General features: G+C 54.2%; 15 protein-coding genes. 12 read left to right on the top strand and 3 right to left on the bottom strand.

The features are described 5' to 3' along the window. Window positions 1-2: 2 nt before the first annotated feature. The 6 genes from murQ (at window position 3) to KNP78_RS04875 (ending at window position 5960) form a co-directional block, all read left to right on the top strand. A complete protein-coding gene (murQ, locus tag KNP78_RS04900; protein ID WP_034779351.1) occupies window positions 3-896 on the top strand; it encodes an N-acetylmuramic acid 6-phosphate etherase in 894 nt (297 codons plus the stop codon). Between the two features lie 12 nt (window positions 897-908). Continuing rightward, complete coding sequence (locus tag KNP78_RS04895; RefSeq protein ID WP_034779348.1) at window positions 909-2282, top strand: PTS transporter subunit EIIC; 1374 nt, start codon at window positions 909-911, stop codon at window positions 2280-2282. A 52-nt stretch (window positions 2283-2334) separates the two neighbouring features. Beyond that, window positions 2335-3387, top strand: coding sequence for a DUF871 domain-containing protein (locus KNP78_RS04890; protein WP_214823370.1), 1053 nt, complete (start codon window positions 2335-2337; stop codon window positions 3385-3387). A 57-nt stretch (window positions 3388-3444) separates the two neighbouring features. Then, complete coding sequence (locus KNP78_RS04885; RefSeq protein WP_034779343.1) at window positions 3445-3948, top strand: YwhD family protein; 504 nt, start codon at window positions 3445-3447, stop codon at window positions 3946-3948. 157 nt (window positions 3949-4105) lie between these two features. Next, window positions 4106-5368, top strand: coding sequence for a dicarboxylate/amino acid:cation symporter (locus tag KNP78_RS04880; protein WP_138858736.1), 1263 nt, complete (start codon window positions 4106-4108; stop codon window positions 5366-5368). Between the two features lie 58 nt (window positions 5369-5426). Continuing rightward, window positions 5427-5960, top strand: a complete 534-nt coding sequence (locus KNP78_RS04875) for a TVP38/TMEM64 family protein (protein ID WP_214708382.1) — start codon at window positions 5427-5429, stop codon at window positions 5958-5960. On the opposite strand, the gene cls is transcribed toward KNP78_RS04875, so the two are convergent. Then, window positions 5936-7465, bottom strand: coding sequence for a cardiolipin synthase (cls, locus tag KNP78_RS04870; RefSeq protein WP_214823369.1), 1530 nt, complete (start codon window positions 7463-7465; stop codon window positions 5936-5938). The genes KNP78_RS04875 and cls overlap by 25 nt on opposite strands. A gap of 132 nt (window positions 7466-7597) precedes the next feature. Here cls and KNP78_RS04865 point away from each other — a divergent pair, with 132 nt between their 5' ends. Continuing rightward, window positions 7598-7741 carry a hypothetical protein gene (locus KNP78_RS04865; protein ID WP_161787553.1) on the top strand — a complete coding sequence of 48 codons (144 nt, stop codon included), beginning with the start codon at window positions 7598-7600 and terminating at the stop codon, window positions 7739-7741. Window positions 7742-7780: 39 nt separating this feature from the next. Here KNP78_RS04865 and KNP78_RS04860 read toward each other — a convergent pair whose 3' ends face one another. Then, window positions 7781-8701, bottom strand: coding sequence for an EAL domain-containing protein (locus tag KNP78_RS04860; RefSeq protein ID WP_214823368.1), 921 nt, complete (start codon window positions 8699-8701; stop codon window positions 7781-7783). Between the two features lie 205 nt (window positions 8702-8906). Here KNP78_RS04860 and speE point away from each other — a divergent pair, with 205 nt between their 5' ends. From speE to KNP78_RS04840, 4 genes are all read left to right on the top strand, one after another. Continuing rightward, complete coding sequence (gene speE / locus KNP78_RS04855) at window positions 8907-9746, top strand: polyamine aminopropyltransferase (RefSeq protein ID WP_138858739.1); 840 nt, start codon at window positions 8907-8909, stop codon at window positions 9744-9746. Beyond that, window positions 9743-10624, top strand: coding sequence for an agmatinase (speB, locus tag KNP78_RS04850; RefSeq protein ID WP_214823367.1), 882 nt, complete (start codon window positions 9743-9745; stop codon window positions 10622-10624). The genes speE and speB overlap by 4 nt, the downstream gene beginning before the upstream one ends. A 2-nt stretch (window positions 10625-10626) precedes the next feature. Further along, window positions 10627-10995, top strand: a complete 369-nt coding sequence (locus KNP78_RS04845) for a Na-translocating system protein MpsC family protein (RefSeq protein ID WP_021066069.1) — start codon at window positions 10627-10629, stop codon at window positions 10993-10995. Between the two features lie 192 nt (window positions 10996-11187). Then, window positions 11188-12138, top strand: a complete 951-nt coding sequence (locus KNP78_RS04840; RefSeq protein ID WP_214823366.1) for a sodium-dependent bicarbonate transport family permease — start codon at window positions 11188-11190, stop codon at window positions 12136-12138. 36 nt (window positions 12139-12174) lie between these two features. On the opposite strand, the gene KNP78_RS04835 is transcribed toward KNP78_RS04840, so the two are convergent. Further along, window positions 12175-12927, bottom strand: coding sequence for a homing endonuclease associated repeat-containing protein (locus KNP78_RS04835; RefSeq protein ID WP_034779320.1), 753 nt, complete (start codon window positions 12925-12927; stop codon window positions 12175-12177). A gap of 418 nt (window positions 12928-13345) precedes the next feature. Here KNP78_RS04835 and KNP78_RS04830 point away from each other — a divergent pair, with 418 nt between their 5' ends. Beyond that, window positions 13346-15265 (top strand): polysaccharide biosynthesis protein, encoded by a 1920-nt coding sequence (locus KNP78_RS04830; RefSeq protein WP_034779317.1) that lies wholly within the window; start codon window positions 13346-13348, stop codon window positions 15263-15265. The last annotated feature ends 10 nt before the right edge of the window (window positions 15266-15275 follow it).

The raw sequence follows: 15275 nt of genomic DNA, 5'->3' as shown, positions 1-15275 counted from the left end.
GGATGGTGGCGATGTTAGACAAACTGGCTACTGAAAGACGGAATGAACGAACGATGCACTTGGACGAGATGGCGGTCGAGGAGTTCCTCGCGGTGATGAACGAGGAAGATCAATCGGTCCCCCACGTCATTAAAGAAGAGCTATCGGTCATTGCCGAAGTGACGAAGCGTGCCATCGCATCCTTCAAACAAGGCGGGCGTTTGATTTATATCGGCGCAGGGACGAGCGGACGGCTCGGTATCTTGGATGCGGCAGAATGTGTGCCGACGTTCGGCGTATCACCGGACATGGTCGTCGGACTCATCGCCGGAGGCGAGCGTGCGCTCATCAAAGCCGTCGAGGGAGCAGAAGACAGCAAGGATTTGGCAGTCAATGATTTGAAAGCGCTTCACTTGAGCGAGAAGGACACGGTCGTCGGAATCGCCGCGAGCGGCCGGACACCGTACGTCATCGGCGGGCTCGATTACGCCCGTGAAGTCGGGGCGACGACAGCTGCGTTATCATGTAACAAAGGATCAAAAATCAGCGATCACGCCGAGTATAAAATCGAGGTCGAGACGGGACCGGAAGTGTTGACTGGTTCGACCCGTTTGAAAGCGGGGACGGCGCAAAAACTCGTCCTCAACATGATTTCGACGGCGTCGATGATTGGGGTAGGGAAAGTGTATCAAAACTTGATGGTCGACGTGCAGCCGACGAACGAGAAGTTGGAGGTGCGGGCCAAACGGATGATTGCGGAAGCGACAGGGGTCGACGAACAGACGGCCGCGCGTTATTTTGATTCATCCGGTGGGCACGTCAAGACGGCGATCGTCATGATTTTAGCCGATGTCCCGCATGCGGAGGCAGTCGAGCGATTAGAGCGTGCGAACGGATTCGTCCGTGACGCACTATAAGGGGGATTCGAGATGAAGAAAGAAGAGGTTCTTGCGCATGCGATACTCGAGCATGTCGGGGGGAAAGACAACATTCGTCAACTCGCGCACTGTATGACACGTGTGCGTTTGGCGCTCAAAGATCCGACGAAAGCGGATCTTGCCGCCTTGAAACAAATCGATGGTGTCATGGGTGTCATCGATGATGAGACGTTGCAAATCGTCGTTGGCCCGGGGACGGTCAACCGTGTGGCGGATCATCTCAGCCGCGAGACGGGGCTCGCCATCGGAGAAGAATCGGTCGACGCGAACTTGACGCCGGACGAACGGGCCGCCATCGAACGTCAAAAAGTGAAAGACAAACAGAAGTCGCCGTTCAAGCGCTTCTTACGTCGCTTAGGGAATATTTTTATTCCGCTCATTCCAGGACTTGTCGCTTCAGGTATCATTAACGGAGGAGCCAACTTCGCGAAGAACGCCGGGGTCGACCCGACGGAAACGTGGATGCAAATCCTCTTGTTGCTCGGTAGCACGGTATTCGCCTACCTCGCCATTCTCGTCGGTTGGAACACGGCAAAAGAGTTCGGCGGGACGCCGGTACTCGGTGCCATCGCCGGGGGGATCCTCTTCAACCCGGTGCTCGCGGACATCACCATTTATGGGGAACCGCTCGTCGTTGGGCGGGGTGGACTGTTCGGGGTCATCTTTGCCGCTTGGCTCATGACGTACATCGAGAAACATGTCCGTCGCTTCATGCCGACAGCGGTTGATATCATCTTCACACCGCTTCTCACGGTACTCGTCGTCGGTTTCACGGCGCTCTATGCGATCATGCCGGTCGCAGGCGTGTTGTCAGACGGGATCATGCAAGGTCTTAACGCCGTGCTCGAAGTCGGTGGACCGGTCGCAGGGGCTGTTCTTGCTGGATTCTTCTTGCCGCTCGTCATGGTCGGATTGCACCACGGACTCACACCGATTCACTTGGAGTTGCTCAACACGGTCGGTAACACGGCACTCTTGCCGATCTTGGCGATGGCCGGGGCCGGACAAGTCGGGGCAGCACTTGCCATCTTTGTGAAGACGCGCAACCAACGCCTCCGTAACATCATCAAAGGGGCGATCCCGGTCGGATTCCTTGGCATCGGTGAGCCGCTCCTCTACGGGGTCACGCTTCCGCTCGGTCGTCCGTTCTTGACGGCTTGTATGGGCGCAGCGGTCGGCGGCGCCTTCCAAGCGACGATGAAGACGGCAGCACTCGGGATTGGGGTCTCGGGTCTCTCGCTCACACCGCTCATCGACAACGGCATGTACTTGACGTACATCGCAGGTCTTGTCATTTCGTACACGGCAGGCTTCGTCTTCACATATTTCTTCGGATTCAAAGAAGAGATGGCGGACGGAATTTAACAACCGAGGCGGCTCTTTGGAGTCGCCTTTTCATTTAAGAGGAGGTTTTCTGATGAAAGGATTATCGGTATATTTGAGCGAACCGCTCACATCAAACTTCAAGGCATGGGTCGGACGCATGCGTGAGATTGGCTTTACGTCGATGTTCACGTCCCTACATATTCCAGAGGACGATCCATCCGTATATACGGAACGATTGCGACAGCTCGGCATGCTCGCACGTGAACTCGATATGGAGCTGTTCGCCGACATCGCGCCAACGTCGCTTGCCGCGCTCGGCAAAACGTGGGATGATGCCCACACGCTCGTCGAGTGGGGCGTGACCGGACTGCGCGTCGATTACGGGGTGACCCCGAAACAAGTGGCCGACTTGTCGGCGCGGATGACGGTCGCCTTGAACGCGAGCACGCTCACAGAAAGTGAGCTCGCGGAGATGAGGCGGCACGGTCTCGTGACGGACAACGTCGAGGCGTGGCACAACTTCTATCCCCGTCCGGAGACGGGGCTTGATCGAGACTGGTTCGACGACAAGAACGATTGGTTGAAACGCCAAGGATTGAGCGTTCAAGCGTTCATCCCGGGAGATGGGTCACTCCGAGGACCGCTGTTCGAACGGTTGCCGACGCTCGAAGACCATCGAACGTTATCGACGTTCGCTTGTTACTTGGACCTCGCCGATTCGGTCGATCGCATTTTAATCGGTGATCCGGGACTTGCTGACGAGACGATTGAACAGTTCGCTTCAAACGCCGACGGGATGCTCGTCCTCCGGGCCGAAGCAGAGACGACGATTGAGGCTGCTTTCTATCGCGTCCAGACGAACCGGATGGACCCGGCGCGTGACGTCGTCCGTTCGGTCGAGTCTCGGGCTTACGGCCGACCTGGGGACCGCTTGCTTGAACCGATGGATGCGAGACCGCGTCCGCTTGGGACGATCACGGTCGATAATGCGGATTACGGGCGCTACGCCGGCGAGATGCAAGTGACGAAACGGGATCTTCCGCCTGATGCACGAGTCAACGTTCTCGGCCGGGTCATCGAGGCAGACCGGCCGCTCATCCGTGCCATCGGACCGGGTACGACGTTTCGGATTGAATGGTGCTGACGTTCCGGATTGCCACATTCCCTCGTCTTTGTGTACAGTAGAGAGGGAGGGAAGTCTATGAAAGAGATTAATTTTAACATCGTCGCTGACGATTCGACCGATGGCCACGGAGGTTTTGGGGTCGGTTCGCTCAGTTTGAACAATATGTCTCCCGTCATCATCGATGTCGAGGCGGGGACCGCGGTCATCGATATGGGAGCCATGCATGCTAAATCGGCGATCGAGAAACGCATCAAGTTTTTGACGGATCCGGAAGCGGTGCCGAACGGCAAACCGTACTGGATCGTCTGGGTCACGGTCGGTCGAAAGCCGGAAGGGTTCTATTATGGCGGTGTCGCGGCCTGTGACATGTCGGTCGACCTTGAGGCACGGCGCGGATACAAGCTGTTGCCGTACCACGTCAACCAGATGGACAAATCGCTCAAAGGCCGTATTCTCATCGATATGATGGACGCTCCGTCACGCAACGTGCTAGCCGCGTTTTTGAAAGAACATCGTCCTGAGATTTGGGAGCAATCGACCGAACTTCAAACCGAACTTGCGCGTCTCGATGCCGAGTGAAAAGATTGGACCGTTTTGGTCTCCAATCTTTTTTGTTTTCGTTCGAGTGAAGATGGGAACATGAACTTGTTATGATGTTGTGATTTCACCGTAATTGTATGAATATTCAGCATTATGCTATACTAAACGCACTGTGCAAAAAAGAAAGGGTGACACGATGAGTGAAACGAAGAAAATTTTAATTGGCCTCGCCTTAGGGGTCCTTGTCGGGCTAGGGCTCGCCGGTCTGTCCGGTAACGTATATGACATCGTCAATACGTATATCCTTTCCCCAGTCGGTACCGTATTTTTGAACTTGATTAAAATGCTGGTCGTTCCGATCGTCTTCTTCTCGATCATTCTCGGCGTCATGGGTCTCGGGGACCCGAAAGAGCTCGGGCGGGTCGGATCGAAGGCGCTCCTCTTCTTCTTGACGACGACAGCGCTCGCCATCATCTTGGCGATGGGTGTCGCTTCGGTCATCAAACCGGGAGAACGTGGTGACTTCCAAACGGCAAACCTTGAATTCGAATCGGGTGCGGCTGAAGAGTCGTCAAACATCGTGCAGACATTCGTCAACATGATTCCGACGAACCCGATTCAAGCGCTCGCTGAAGGCAACATGCTTCAAATCATCGTGTTTGCGGCTCTCATCGGATTTGCGATGATCGCTCTCGGCGAACGGGCCAAAACGTGGCGCCGTTTCGTCAAACAAGGCGACCGCATCATGATGCACTTGATTCACTTGGTCATGAAGCTCGCCCCATACGGCGCGTTCGCTTTGATCGCCTCGGCCATCGGAGGGATCGGTTTCGATGCTGTCAAAGCGATGGCGTGGTATATGTTCGCGGTCGTCTTGACGCTATTTTTACACTCGGTACTCGTCTACGGCGGGGCGCTCGTCCTGCTCGGGAAGATGAGTCCGGTCTTCTTCTTTAAAAACTTCTACGAAGCGATCACGCTCGCGTTTTCGACGTCGTCTTCGAACGCGACGCTCCCTGTATCGATGGAACTCGCCCAGAAGAAACTCGGCGTGCCGCGTTCCATTTCCTCATTCGTTCAGCCGCTCGGCGCGACGGTGAACATGGACGGGACGGCGATCATGCAAGGGGTCGCGACGATTTTCATCGCCCAAGTATTCGCGGCTGATTTGACGATGACCGAACTCGTGACGGTCGTCATCACAGCGGTACTCGCCTCAATCGGGACGGCGGGTGTACCTGGTGTCGGGCTCATCATGCTCGCGCTCGTCTTGCAGTCGGTCAACTTACCGGTCGAAGGAATCGCCCTGATCATCGGTGTCGACCGTATCCTCGACATGCTCCGGACGTCGGTCAACATTACCGGCGACGCGACATGCGCGGTCGTTGTCTCGAAACTTGAAGAGAAGCACCTTCCACCTGTCGACGAAGACGCGTGGGATGAAGTCGAAGCAAAATAAACAGAAGGCTGACCCGTCGTTGACGGGCCAGCCTTTTCAAATGAAGTGAGGGAATTGTATGGAATGGGAAGTGTTACCGCTCCCGTTGTTCATTGTCATCAGCCTTATATTGAATACACTCATCGCCGTCGCCGGTATATTACCGAGCGCATTTTTGACGGCGTTGAACGTGCAACTGCTAGGATTTGGACCGGGTGTCGCCGTCTCTATCGTCGGCGAGGCCGTGGGTGCTGTGCTCAGTTTTATTCTTTATCGCAAAGCGCTCCACCGGTTCACGTCACCGGATGGGGAGCGTTTGAAACGGCTCCGCGAAGCAGATGGCGTTGAGGCATGGTTTCTTGTCCTCGGGCTGAGGCTGATGCCGTTCGTACCGTCCGGACTCGTCACGCTGTCGGCCGCGTTCAGCCGAATGTCGCTCCCGTCCTTCGCCGTAGCGAGCACGATTGGGAAAGTGCCGGCATTGTTGATCGAGGCGCTCGCGGTCGCGGCGGTCTTACACGTGGCCGCGGGCTGGCAACTCGGTCTCATCGCGTTGCTCATCGTCCTGTATGCGGTTTGGCGTTTGTCTCAAAGGAGTGGCGAGAAGATATGACAGAACGCTTCGATGAAACGTTTGCCGCTCGATTTCTTGCGAAGCATTGACCAGTCGATGAGAATCGACTCATCAAAGTCTTTCAAGAACGCTTCTTGCAGCTGTTGGATGGACGACGTCTCATACTGGGCGATTGTCATCTCGTGGTTCAAATACATGCTCCTAAAATCAAAATTAGCCGTCCCGACGAGCGCAATCTTGCCATCGATGAGGACGGTTTTTGCATGGATGAAATGGCGATTGTATTTATAAATCCGAATGTTCCGTTTGAGCAGTTGTTCGAAATAATATTCGGTCGCATGGAAGCTGAACCATTCGTCTCCTTTTCCGGGGACAACGATTCGCACATCGATGCCACGCCGGCCGGCGACTTCTAACAGCGCGAGCAATTCGGGAGGCGGAATTAAATAAGGTGTCGTAATCCAAATCGACTCCTTCGCCTCCATCAAAAGCGTAATGAGCCCGTCTCGGATCGTGACATCTTTTCCAGGAGACGTGACGAGTAGCTGGGTCGCCCCGTTGTCCGGTTGCGGGTCATCGATGAAATACTCCGGTAAATGTTTGCTGTCGGCGAACAAGTCCCAGCGTTCTGTATCGTCTTCATGACCGGCATACAGCCAATTCTCGACGAACAAACGCTGAAGTTCCCGGACGAGCGGTCCTTCGAGGCGCAGATGGGTATCACGCCAAAATCCAAGCTTTTTATATTTCCCGAGATATTCATCCCCGACGTTCAGTCCGCCGGTGTAAGCGATTCGCCCATCGATGACGATCAACTTTTGATGGTTGCGGAAGTTGGCGTTAAAGACGAGGAGCGGGTGGACGACCGGGTCGAACGCTTCGACGTGGACGCGGGACTCGCGGAGCGGTTCGAGAAACGCTTCGCTAATCTCTTGACTGCCGAGGCCGTCATACAAAAAACGGACGGTGACATTCTCGTTGGATCGTTTAATGAGAGCGTCACGAATCTTGAGCGAGATTTCATCGGTCCGGAATAGATAATACTGGACGTGGATATGATGGGTCGCTTGCTCGATATCTTTAATCACCGCATCGAATTTTTCCTCGCCGTTAACGAGCAGTTTCGTCGACGTGTGACCATCCGCACCGGTCGCGCCGAGCTTCTCGAGTGTGCGCGTGAGAGGAAAGCGATCCGACACGTCGTTTGCCGTCTCGATCCGTTCGGCCTCGATTGCTTGCCGGAACATCCGAATCTCGGTCGAGGTCCGTTTGATGCGTCGGTGTCGTCGAGGTGTTCGGCCGAACAGTACCCAGGCGAGGGCACCGAGGAACGGAATGAACAAGACGGCGAGCAGCCAGGCGAGCTTGGCCTGCGGTTGGACATGGTCAAATAAGATATGCCAGCCGACGATGAGCGGAATGAGAATGGCGGCCCCAATTAGGAACGGGATGAGCCCATCGATCGAGTAAAGCAAACCAAGAAGGAAGATGCCGAGTACAATCATGATGAGGAGTTGCCAGACGCGTCGTTTCAACAAGTACACCTTCTTTCTGTTCAGTTGTCATCACTAGATTCATTCCACCGTTTACACGTTCTTAACCTAAAAAACGTTTCAGCATGAAGCGCGAGGGAATTAACCGTACTGTACGACACAACGTAAAAAGGGGTGTTCATGATGAAAAAGAAAGGTGCATTGGCTGCGTCGCTGTTGGCGACGGGCATCATCCTCGGGGCTTGCGGGGGAGCAGAGGAAGAACCGATGAACAACGAAGATACCGAGATGCAAGAAGATATGGACGAAGAGGAAGACGAGGATTAAAAAAACGGCCTAGAGCGGGTGCTCTAGGCCTTCATTGCGTCAAAGCGCATAAGGAGACGGTTTACCGAAGTAATAGCCTTGGGCGAGGTCGAACCCGAGTTCGCGACAGACGTCGACTTCTTCGGAGCGTTCGATGCCCTCGGCGAGGATGGTGATGCCCATTGAGCGTGTCAATTGACGTACGTTTTTCAAGAACGCTCGTTTCTCGGCGTCTTGGTCGCAGAAAGAGATGTACGACCGGTCGATTTTGACATAGTCGGGCTCAAGTCGCTTCAACATATCGAGCGTCGAGAAGCCAGCGCCGACATCATCGAGGGCGACTTTCATACCACGCTTCTTATATGTAGAGAACACATGTTGCAAATGGGCGACGTCTTGGACTTTCTCCGTCTCAACGACCTCGAAGATGAAACGATCGGGACTGAGTCCGTATCGGTCGATAATCTCGAACGTGTGCTGAAGGCAGTAATCCGGGTTGTAGATCGTCGAGGGCAAGAAGTTGATGAACGTCTTCTCGTGCGGCTCGACGGCGTGATACGTCGCTTTGATCGCCTCGGCGCGAGCGCGCTGGTCGAATTTGGAATGCAGGCCGAAACGGTTGGCCGCGCGGAACAGTTCGCCCGGTGAGACGTTGTTCTGGCTTCTGAGAAGAGCCTCGTAGCCGAACCGTTCTCCGGTGTCGAGATGGATGATCGGTTGCAAGTGGCTCTCGAAGTCACCGTGTTGAATCAATTCGATCGTGTCGCGGTTGGCGATTTGTTCGAGCAGGTCGCTCGCCGAGACGACGGCGGTCTGGCGTTTTGTGGCCGGGTCGACACAGTACACGTCTTCCTCGACAGCGGCGAGGCGTTCCGTCAATTCGTCAAACGAGTCGTACGGGTGGGGCTTGTCATTGACGACGACGAGGCCCCGTTCAAAAAATGGGATGGTCGTGGAGCAGGCGGTACAAGGAGACCACATAGGATCCCTCCTTTCAAATAATCGAAATACTCTCTAATCAGTTTATCGGACAAAACTCACCTAAAACTCACACATCGAGGTAAATAAATAAAAAAATCGTGCAAAATGGGTACAGTTTTTGTATACTTCCTATCGTATGAATAAGAAGCGCCTCAAAACGCCACTCGCATACGAACAACTTTTTGAACAGAAAGGGGTTCTATCGATGGACCAAAAATTAAAATTATGGTTTACGGAGCACCAAACAGAAGATTACGGAATCACGTTCCGTGTAAACCACGTTTATGAGAGCGAACAAACGGAGTTTCAACGACTAGAAATGGTCGAAACGGACGAGTTCGGAACAATGTTGTTGCTTGACGGAATGGTCATGACGACGGATAAGGACGAATTCGTCTATCACGAGATGGTGGCTCACGTCCCACTCTTCACACACCCGAATCCGAAGCATGTGCTCGTTGTCGGTGGCGGAGACGGTGGCGTCATCCGTGAGATTATGAAACACCCATCAGTCGAAAAAGCAGTTCTCGTCGACATCGACGGGAAAGTCATTGAATATTCGAAGAAATACTTACCAAATATCGCAGGCGAACTCGACAACCCGCGTGTTGAAGTCATCGTCGGTGACGGCTTCATGCATATCGCCGAATCAGAGAACGAGTATGACGTCATCATGGTCGACTCGACAGAACCGGTCGGCCCAGCGGCCAACTTGTTCACAAAAGGATTCTACGCCGGCATCTCGAGAGCGCTCAAAGACGACGGCATTTTCGTCGCACAGACGGACAACCCATGGTTCACGCCAGAGCTCATCCAAACGGTTCAACGTGACGTGAAAGAAATCTTCCCAATCACGAAGCTCTACACGGCCAACGTACCGACGTATCCGAGCGGCATGTGGACGTTCACGATCGGCTCGAAGCAGTACGACCCAGAACAAGTGCCGGCCGAGCGTTTCCATGACATCGAGACGAAGTACTATACGCCGAAGCTTCACAATGCGGCCTTCGTTCTTCCGAAATTTGTGGAGGACTTGACGAAATGATTAAACGTTTCGATGAAGCCTACTCAGGTAAAGTGTTTATCGCGAGCTTGCCGGAAGTGACGGACGCGAAGACGGTCCTTTACGGTATGCCGATGGACTGGACGGTCAGTTTCCGTCCAGGCTCACGTTTCGGTCCGAACCGAATCCGTGAAGTCTCGATCGGACTTGAAGAATATAGTCCTTATCTTGATGGTGATTTGACGGAAGCAGCTGTCTATGACGCCGGCGATATCCCGCTCCCGTTCGGAAACGCCCAGAAATCACTCGACATGATCGAATCGTTCGTCAAAGATATCATCAAAGAAGGCAAGTTCCCACTCGGTATGGGGGGAGAACACCTCGTCACATGGCCGGTCATCAAGGCGATGCATGATGCGTACGGGGATGATTTCGTCATCTTGCACCTCGATGCGCACACGGACCTCCGTGACGACTACGAAGGTGAGCCGCTCTCGCACTCGACACCGCTCAAAAAAGCGGCCGAACTCATCGGACCGTCGAACTGTTACTCGTTCGGAATTCGTTCTGGGATGAAAGAAGAGTTCGACTGGGTCAAAGAAGTCGGCTATAACATGTATAAATATGAAGTGATCGAACCGCTCAAACGCGTGTTGCCGACGCTCGCCGGGAAGAAAGTATACGTCACGATCGACATCGACGTCCTCGACCCATCGGCAGCGCCGGGAACGGGCACGCAAGAGATCGGCGGCATCACGACGAAAGAGTTGCTTGAAGCGGTCCACGCTATCGCGAACGCCGACGTCGACGTTATCGGGGCCGACCTCGTCGAAGTGTCACCGGCGTACGATCAGTCGGACATGACGGCCATCGCCGCCGCGAAGATCCTTCGCGAGATGATGATCGGGTTCGTGAAGTAACGATGCCGAAAAAAGGTCAGCTCGAGATGGAGCTGAGTGCTCGCATCACCCAATGGGAGAAAGAGTATCTCGGACGCGGTTCCTTGACGTGTAAAGCAGATTTGCTCCGCGACCTGGCGATTGTGACGCTCCAAGGCGTCTTGACCCCGGCCGAGTACGAACTGGCCGCCAAATCGGCCGGACGTGAGCAATTGAAGAAGTACCGCAACAACCTCGTCGAATCCGGTCGGCCTCAGCTCGAGGCCATCGTGCACGACGTACTCGGGCGGCGACTCGTTTCGCTCCATACGGACATCAGCACGAAGACAGGGGAACGCCTCATCGTCTTTCGCCTCGATGCGCCATGGGAGAATGGGATTGACAAGCCGTGACGACGTTTTTACACTAGAAGCAGAGACGGTTCAGGATTGGTGGTGTCCGCGAGACATCCCCGTCGTCCTGACCCGGAGCTGACTAACTACACATCCGACAGTTGTCGGCTAGACGGAGCGAACGTGTTCGAGCCGTCGGCATGCAGCGCACACCTTTCTTTGGTGTGCGCTTTTGTCGTCCAGGAGGAAAAGATGGAACAATTGATGTTTTTATTGACGAGCGCCCCGGTGCTCCTATTCGTGACAGGTGTGATTGCCGCTCTCGGCAAATCGAATTTGAAGATTCCTGAGTCACTCAGCATCACGCTCAACCTATACTTACTGCTTGCCATCGGATTGAAAGGAGGGATGGGGCTCGCCTCGGTATCGATGGACGAGTTGGCGTTCCCGCTCGCCGTCACGCTCGTGCTTGGTCTCGTACTTCCGCTCGTCGCGTTCGGCCTTGGAGCGTTCTTGAAGTTCACGTTTCCGGAGCGCATTGCCATGGCCGCGACGTTCGGTTCGGTCTCGCTCGTGACGTATGTCGCCGCGACGGCGCAGCTCGAACGTCTCGGCATCAGTTATGAGCCGTTCATGACAACACTCGTCGTCGTCCTCGAAATTCCGGGTCTCGTCGTCGCACTGTTGTTATACAATCAAAGCCGCGTCCTCGGCATCACGGCGGCACCGACCCAATCGCTCACCGTCATCCGTGACAGTCTGCTCTCGAAAAGCATCTTGCTGCTTTTGGCTGGTCTCATCGTCGGGCTGGTCACCCCGGATACGTCGGCATTAACCCCGTTTTTTGTCGATTTGTTCCCAGGCGTGTTGCTGTTGTTCTTGCTCAGCCTCGGCGTAAAGGTCGGTCATCAGCTGAAGACGCTACCGTCGTACGGGATGAGGTTTTTAGTCGTCGGGATGACGTTTCCGCTCGTCGGCGCGGCCATCGGTTTTCTCGCTGCCGGAATGGCTGGACTGTCTGATGGGGGAACGATTCTGCTTATGACGCTCGCGGCGAGCGGGTCGTACATCGCCGCACCGGCTATGCTCCAAGCATCGGTCCCGGAGGCGGAGCCGTCGTTTTATTTGACGCTCGCCCTCGCCGTCACGTTCCCGTTCAACTTGCTCATCGGCATCCCGCTATTCATTTCGATCGTCACTTGAACAAAAGCCCTGTCTCACGATGAGACAGGGCTTTTGTTATTGGGTGATCGTCTGTTCTTCCATGCATTTTAATGCGGCCGTCCAACTGCCGAAGAGGGCGTTGATGGTCGACGTGCTCGGCACGTTGCGTCCCTCGGCCCATTTCCGGTAATGGAGAATGCTGAAGTGTGACAATTCATGTTTCGCGACGCGGAGGGCTTCGATGACATCTTCTTCGTCCCATTTCCGTTTCGGCGGGGCGATGTCGAGGACGAACAAGGCGTAGCTCCAAGATCCATATTTCCGGGCGATCGTCGCGACTGTCGGATAACCGCGTTCTTGGGCCCAGATGGCGTAGTGCTGGGACGTGAGACGTTCGAGTTCTTCGGACGCTTCAATCAAGGCTTGGATGATGCGCTCTTCATTGTTTTTCGCGGCGGTCGTCTGAAGTTTCGCTTCCCGGAGCGCGTTCGACCAAGAGCCGAAACGGCTGCTGATCAACGTGAGCGACGGGGAGCGCGTCACTTTCGACCATTCCCGATACGTTTGGCTCGTGAAGAGCGGTAACTCCTCGGCGGCTTGATTCAACGCGCGGAGGATGTCTTCATCCGAGTAGTAATGGAACGACATTTGGATTTGGGCAGCGGCGAGCGCCTCGCGCCAAGACCCGAACTGATGGATGACGGTGGAAAGGGACGGGACATTTTTGGTTTGCGACCATACACTATACCGTTTCGAATCGAGCTCGGCATGTTCTTGAGCAGCTAACTGCAACGCTTGTACGATTTGAGGGCGTGTCCATTTTTTCATCTTGGTGTCTCTCCTTTGGAGGGAGACGCAGCGAGCGTCTCGGAAGGTCTCTTGGTGTGAATGAACAGCATGTATTGGTTGAAGAGTCAACGAGCTAGTCAAAAAGGATGCTTACGATCGATTTCTACCTCCTTATGTGGCGTTTTAGCTAAGTTCAAAATAATGTAAACGATACCCAATTCGGGTTATATGTATTTCCATTTCCCGTTTGTCCGACAATTATTCATTATGTGAATGAAATCATGATAATAATTTCGTGAACTCCTTTTTCGCATCTATGTCGTTAATGAGAAAAAGCTCGTTTTATCTTTAAACTTGTTGAGGATAGTCGGGTAGTTTACTAGCATCGACGCATCTTTTGCGCATTCCAACTTACACCACGAACGAACAACTCAGACTCTTGGAGGTGCGAACTACCATGGCAACACTCGTGAACGTCTATCGGAAGAATCAACGCAATTTGCTCTTTTTATGTCTCGACATCTTGATCGTCTCGTTTGTATTGTACGCGACGTTTGAACTGATGTTCTCCACGATCACGTCGTACGCGGCACTCGAATCGAGCGAGATGTTGATGATGGTCGCCATTAAAATCGTCAGCTTCAGTCTCGTCGGGAGCGTCTTGAAGATTCATCGCATCGACTGGCGTTACGCTTCGGTCCATGAGATGAAACAAGTCGCCATCGCCTTACTGAGCAGTGACTTGGTGTTGTACGCCTACAACCAGTTCCACTTCGGGGCTGGCCTTGGGATGATTATCGCCGTACAAGGTTTGCTCGCATTCAACCTCATCTTGTTCACCCGCTTCTTAGCCCGCAACCATGTGTTTGACGTGTTCAAACCCCATTCGAACCATCCGGGACGAAAAGCACTCATCATCGGAGCCGGGGATTCCGGCCAGTTGATTGTCCGCGAGTTGAAGGAGCATCGGACGACCGTCCTCTGCGTCGTCGGTCTGCTCGACGACAACCCGCAACTGCAGGCACTCTACGTCCACGGTGTCCCGGTCCTCGGGATGACGGACGATTTGGAACGCATCATTCAAGAACATGGTATCGAAGTGGTTATTTTGGCCATTCCAAGCTTGCCTTATACACGGCGTCTCGCCTTGCTGAAACGAATCGAGAAGACAGGAGCCGAATCCCACGCCTTGCCGATGATTTCGGAACTGGCGACCGGAAAAGTCTCCATCAACGAGATTCGCGAAGTGAAAATCGAGGATTTGCTAGGACGTGAGCCGGTTCAATTGGACATATCTGGAATATCTCGCCATGTCGAAGGCGCGACTGTGCTCGTCACTGGCGCCGGTGGATCAATCGGCTCGGAGTTGTGTCGCCAATTGATTAAATTCGCCCCGGCAGAAATGATTCTCCTCGGTCATGGGGAGAACAGCATTTACTTGATCGAGCGAGAGTTGCGTGGGCTCGGTACGGAGACGATTCTGCACCCGGTCATCGGGGATGTGCAAGACGAAGCTCGGCTCGAAGATGTGTTCCGTACGTACCAGCCGGACATCGTCTATCATGCCGCCGCTCATAAACATGTGCCGCTCATGGAAGACAATCCGCTCGAAGCCGTCAAAAACAATATTTACGGGACAAAACATATGGTCGATGTCGCGGCCCGGCATAACGTGAGCCGCTTCATCATGGTCTCGACCGACAAGGCGGTCAATCCGACGAACGTGATGGGCTCGACAAAACGAATCGCCGAGATGGTCGTCCAAGAGAAAGCCCGAACGAGCGAGACGATCTTCGCAGTCGTACGCTTCGGAAATGTCTTAGGCAGTCGCGGCTCGGTCGTACCGCTCTTTAAAGAACAGATTCTCCGGGGCGGACCGGTCACCGTCACCGATCCTGAGATGACCCGCTACTTCATGACCATCCCGGAAGCGAGCCGGCTTGTCATCCAAGCGAGCGTCTTGTCCAGAGGGGGAGAGGTTTTCGTGCTCGACATGGGCGAGCCGGTCAAAATCATCGACTTGGCGAAGAAAATGATCGAGTTGAGCGGTTTTACGACCGAACAGATCGACATTGAAGTCACCGGCATTCGTCCGGGTGAGAAGTTATATGAAGAATTGCTCGCCGCGAGCGAACTTGGTCCAGAAGCGAACGTCTTCCCCAAAATCTTTGTCGGCCGGACCCGTCCCTTCACGACCGTCGCTTCCGTGCTGCACCTGATTGAGACGTTACGAGACGACCAAGAGGCCCTGACCTACCTGTTGCTCTTTATCGCCAATAGTGACGACCTCGACCGAGACATCGATCGTCTCTTTACACATGGCGTGAAGCGAATGCGTCCTCATATCGCCGGGACACGCCTCGCTGACGGAAATTGAAGGTCATAAC

Source organism: Exiguobacterium sp. s28 (assembly GCF_018618135.1).
In the GTDB taxonomy this organism is placed as follows: domain Bacteria; phylum Bacillota; class Bacilli; order Exiguobacteriales; family Exiguobacteriaceae; genus Exiguobacterium; species Exiguobacterium mexicanum_A.
Note: the sequence above shows the minus strand (reverse complement) of the source record. Positions and strands in the feature narration are given on the sequence as shown.

Coding starts and splice junctions, on each gene's coding strand:
- murQ (WP_034779351.1), top strand. CDS start 3: ATGGTGGCGATGTTAGACAAACTGGCTACTGAAAGACGGAATGAACGA.
- KNP78_RS04895 (WP_034779348.1), top strand. CDS start 909: ATGAAGAAAGAAGAGGTTCTTGCGCATGCGATACTCGAGCATGTCGGG.
- KNP78_RS04890 (WP_214823370.1), top strand. CDS start 2,335: ATGAAAGGATTATCGGTATATTTGAGCGAACCGCTCACATCAAACTTC.
- KNP78_RS04885 (WP_034779343.1), top strand. CDS start 3,445: ATGAAAGAGATTAATTTTAACATCGTCGCTGACGATTCGACCGATGGC.
- KNP78_RS04880 (WP_138858736.1), top strand. CDS start 4,106: ATGAGTGAAACGAAGAAAATTTTAATTGGCCTCGCCTTAGGGGTCCTT.
- KNP78_RS04875 (WP_214708382.1), top strand. CDS start 5,427: ATGGAATGGGAAGTGTTACCGCTCCCGTTGTTCATTGTCATCAGCCTT.
- KNP78_RS04865 (WP_161787553.1), top strand. CDS start 7,598: ATGAAAAAGAAAGGTGCATTGGCTGCGTCGCTGTTGGCGACGGGCATC.
- KNP78_RS04860 (WP_214823368.1), bottom strand. CDS start 8,701: ATGTGGTCTCCTTGTACCGCCTGCTCCACGACCATCCCATTTTTTGAA.
- speE (WP_138858739.1), top strand. CDS start 8,907: ATGGACCAAAAATTAAAATTATGGTTTACGGAGCACCAAACAGAAGAT.
- speB (WP_214823367.1), top strand. CDS start 9,743: ATGATTAAACGTTTCGATGAAGCCTACTCAGGTAAAGTGTTTATCGCG.
- KNP78_RS04845 (WP_021066069.1), top strand. CDS start 10,627: ATGCCGAAAAAAGGTCAGCTCGAGATGGAGCTGAGTGCTCGCATCACC.
- KNP78_RS04840 (WP_214823366.1), top strand. CDS start 11,188: ATGGAACAATTGATGTTTTTATTGACGAGCGCCCCGGTGCTCCTATTC.
- KNP78_RS04835 (WP_034779320.1), bottom strand. CDS start 12,927: ATGAAAAAATGGACACGCCCTCAAATCGTACAAGCGTTGCAGTTAGCT.
- KNP78_RS04830 (WP_034779317.1), top strand. CDS start 13,346: ATGGCAACACTCGTGAACGTCTATCGGAAGAATCAACGCAATTTGCTC.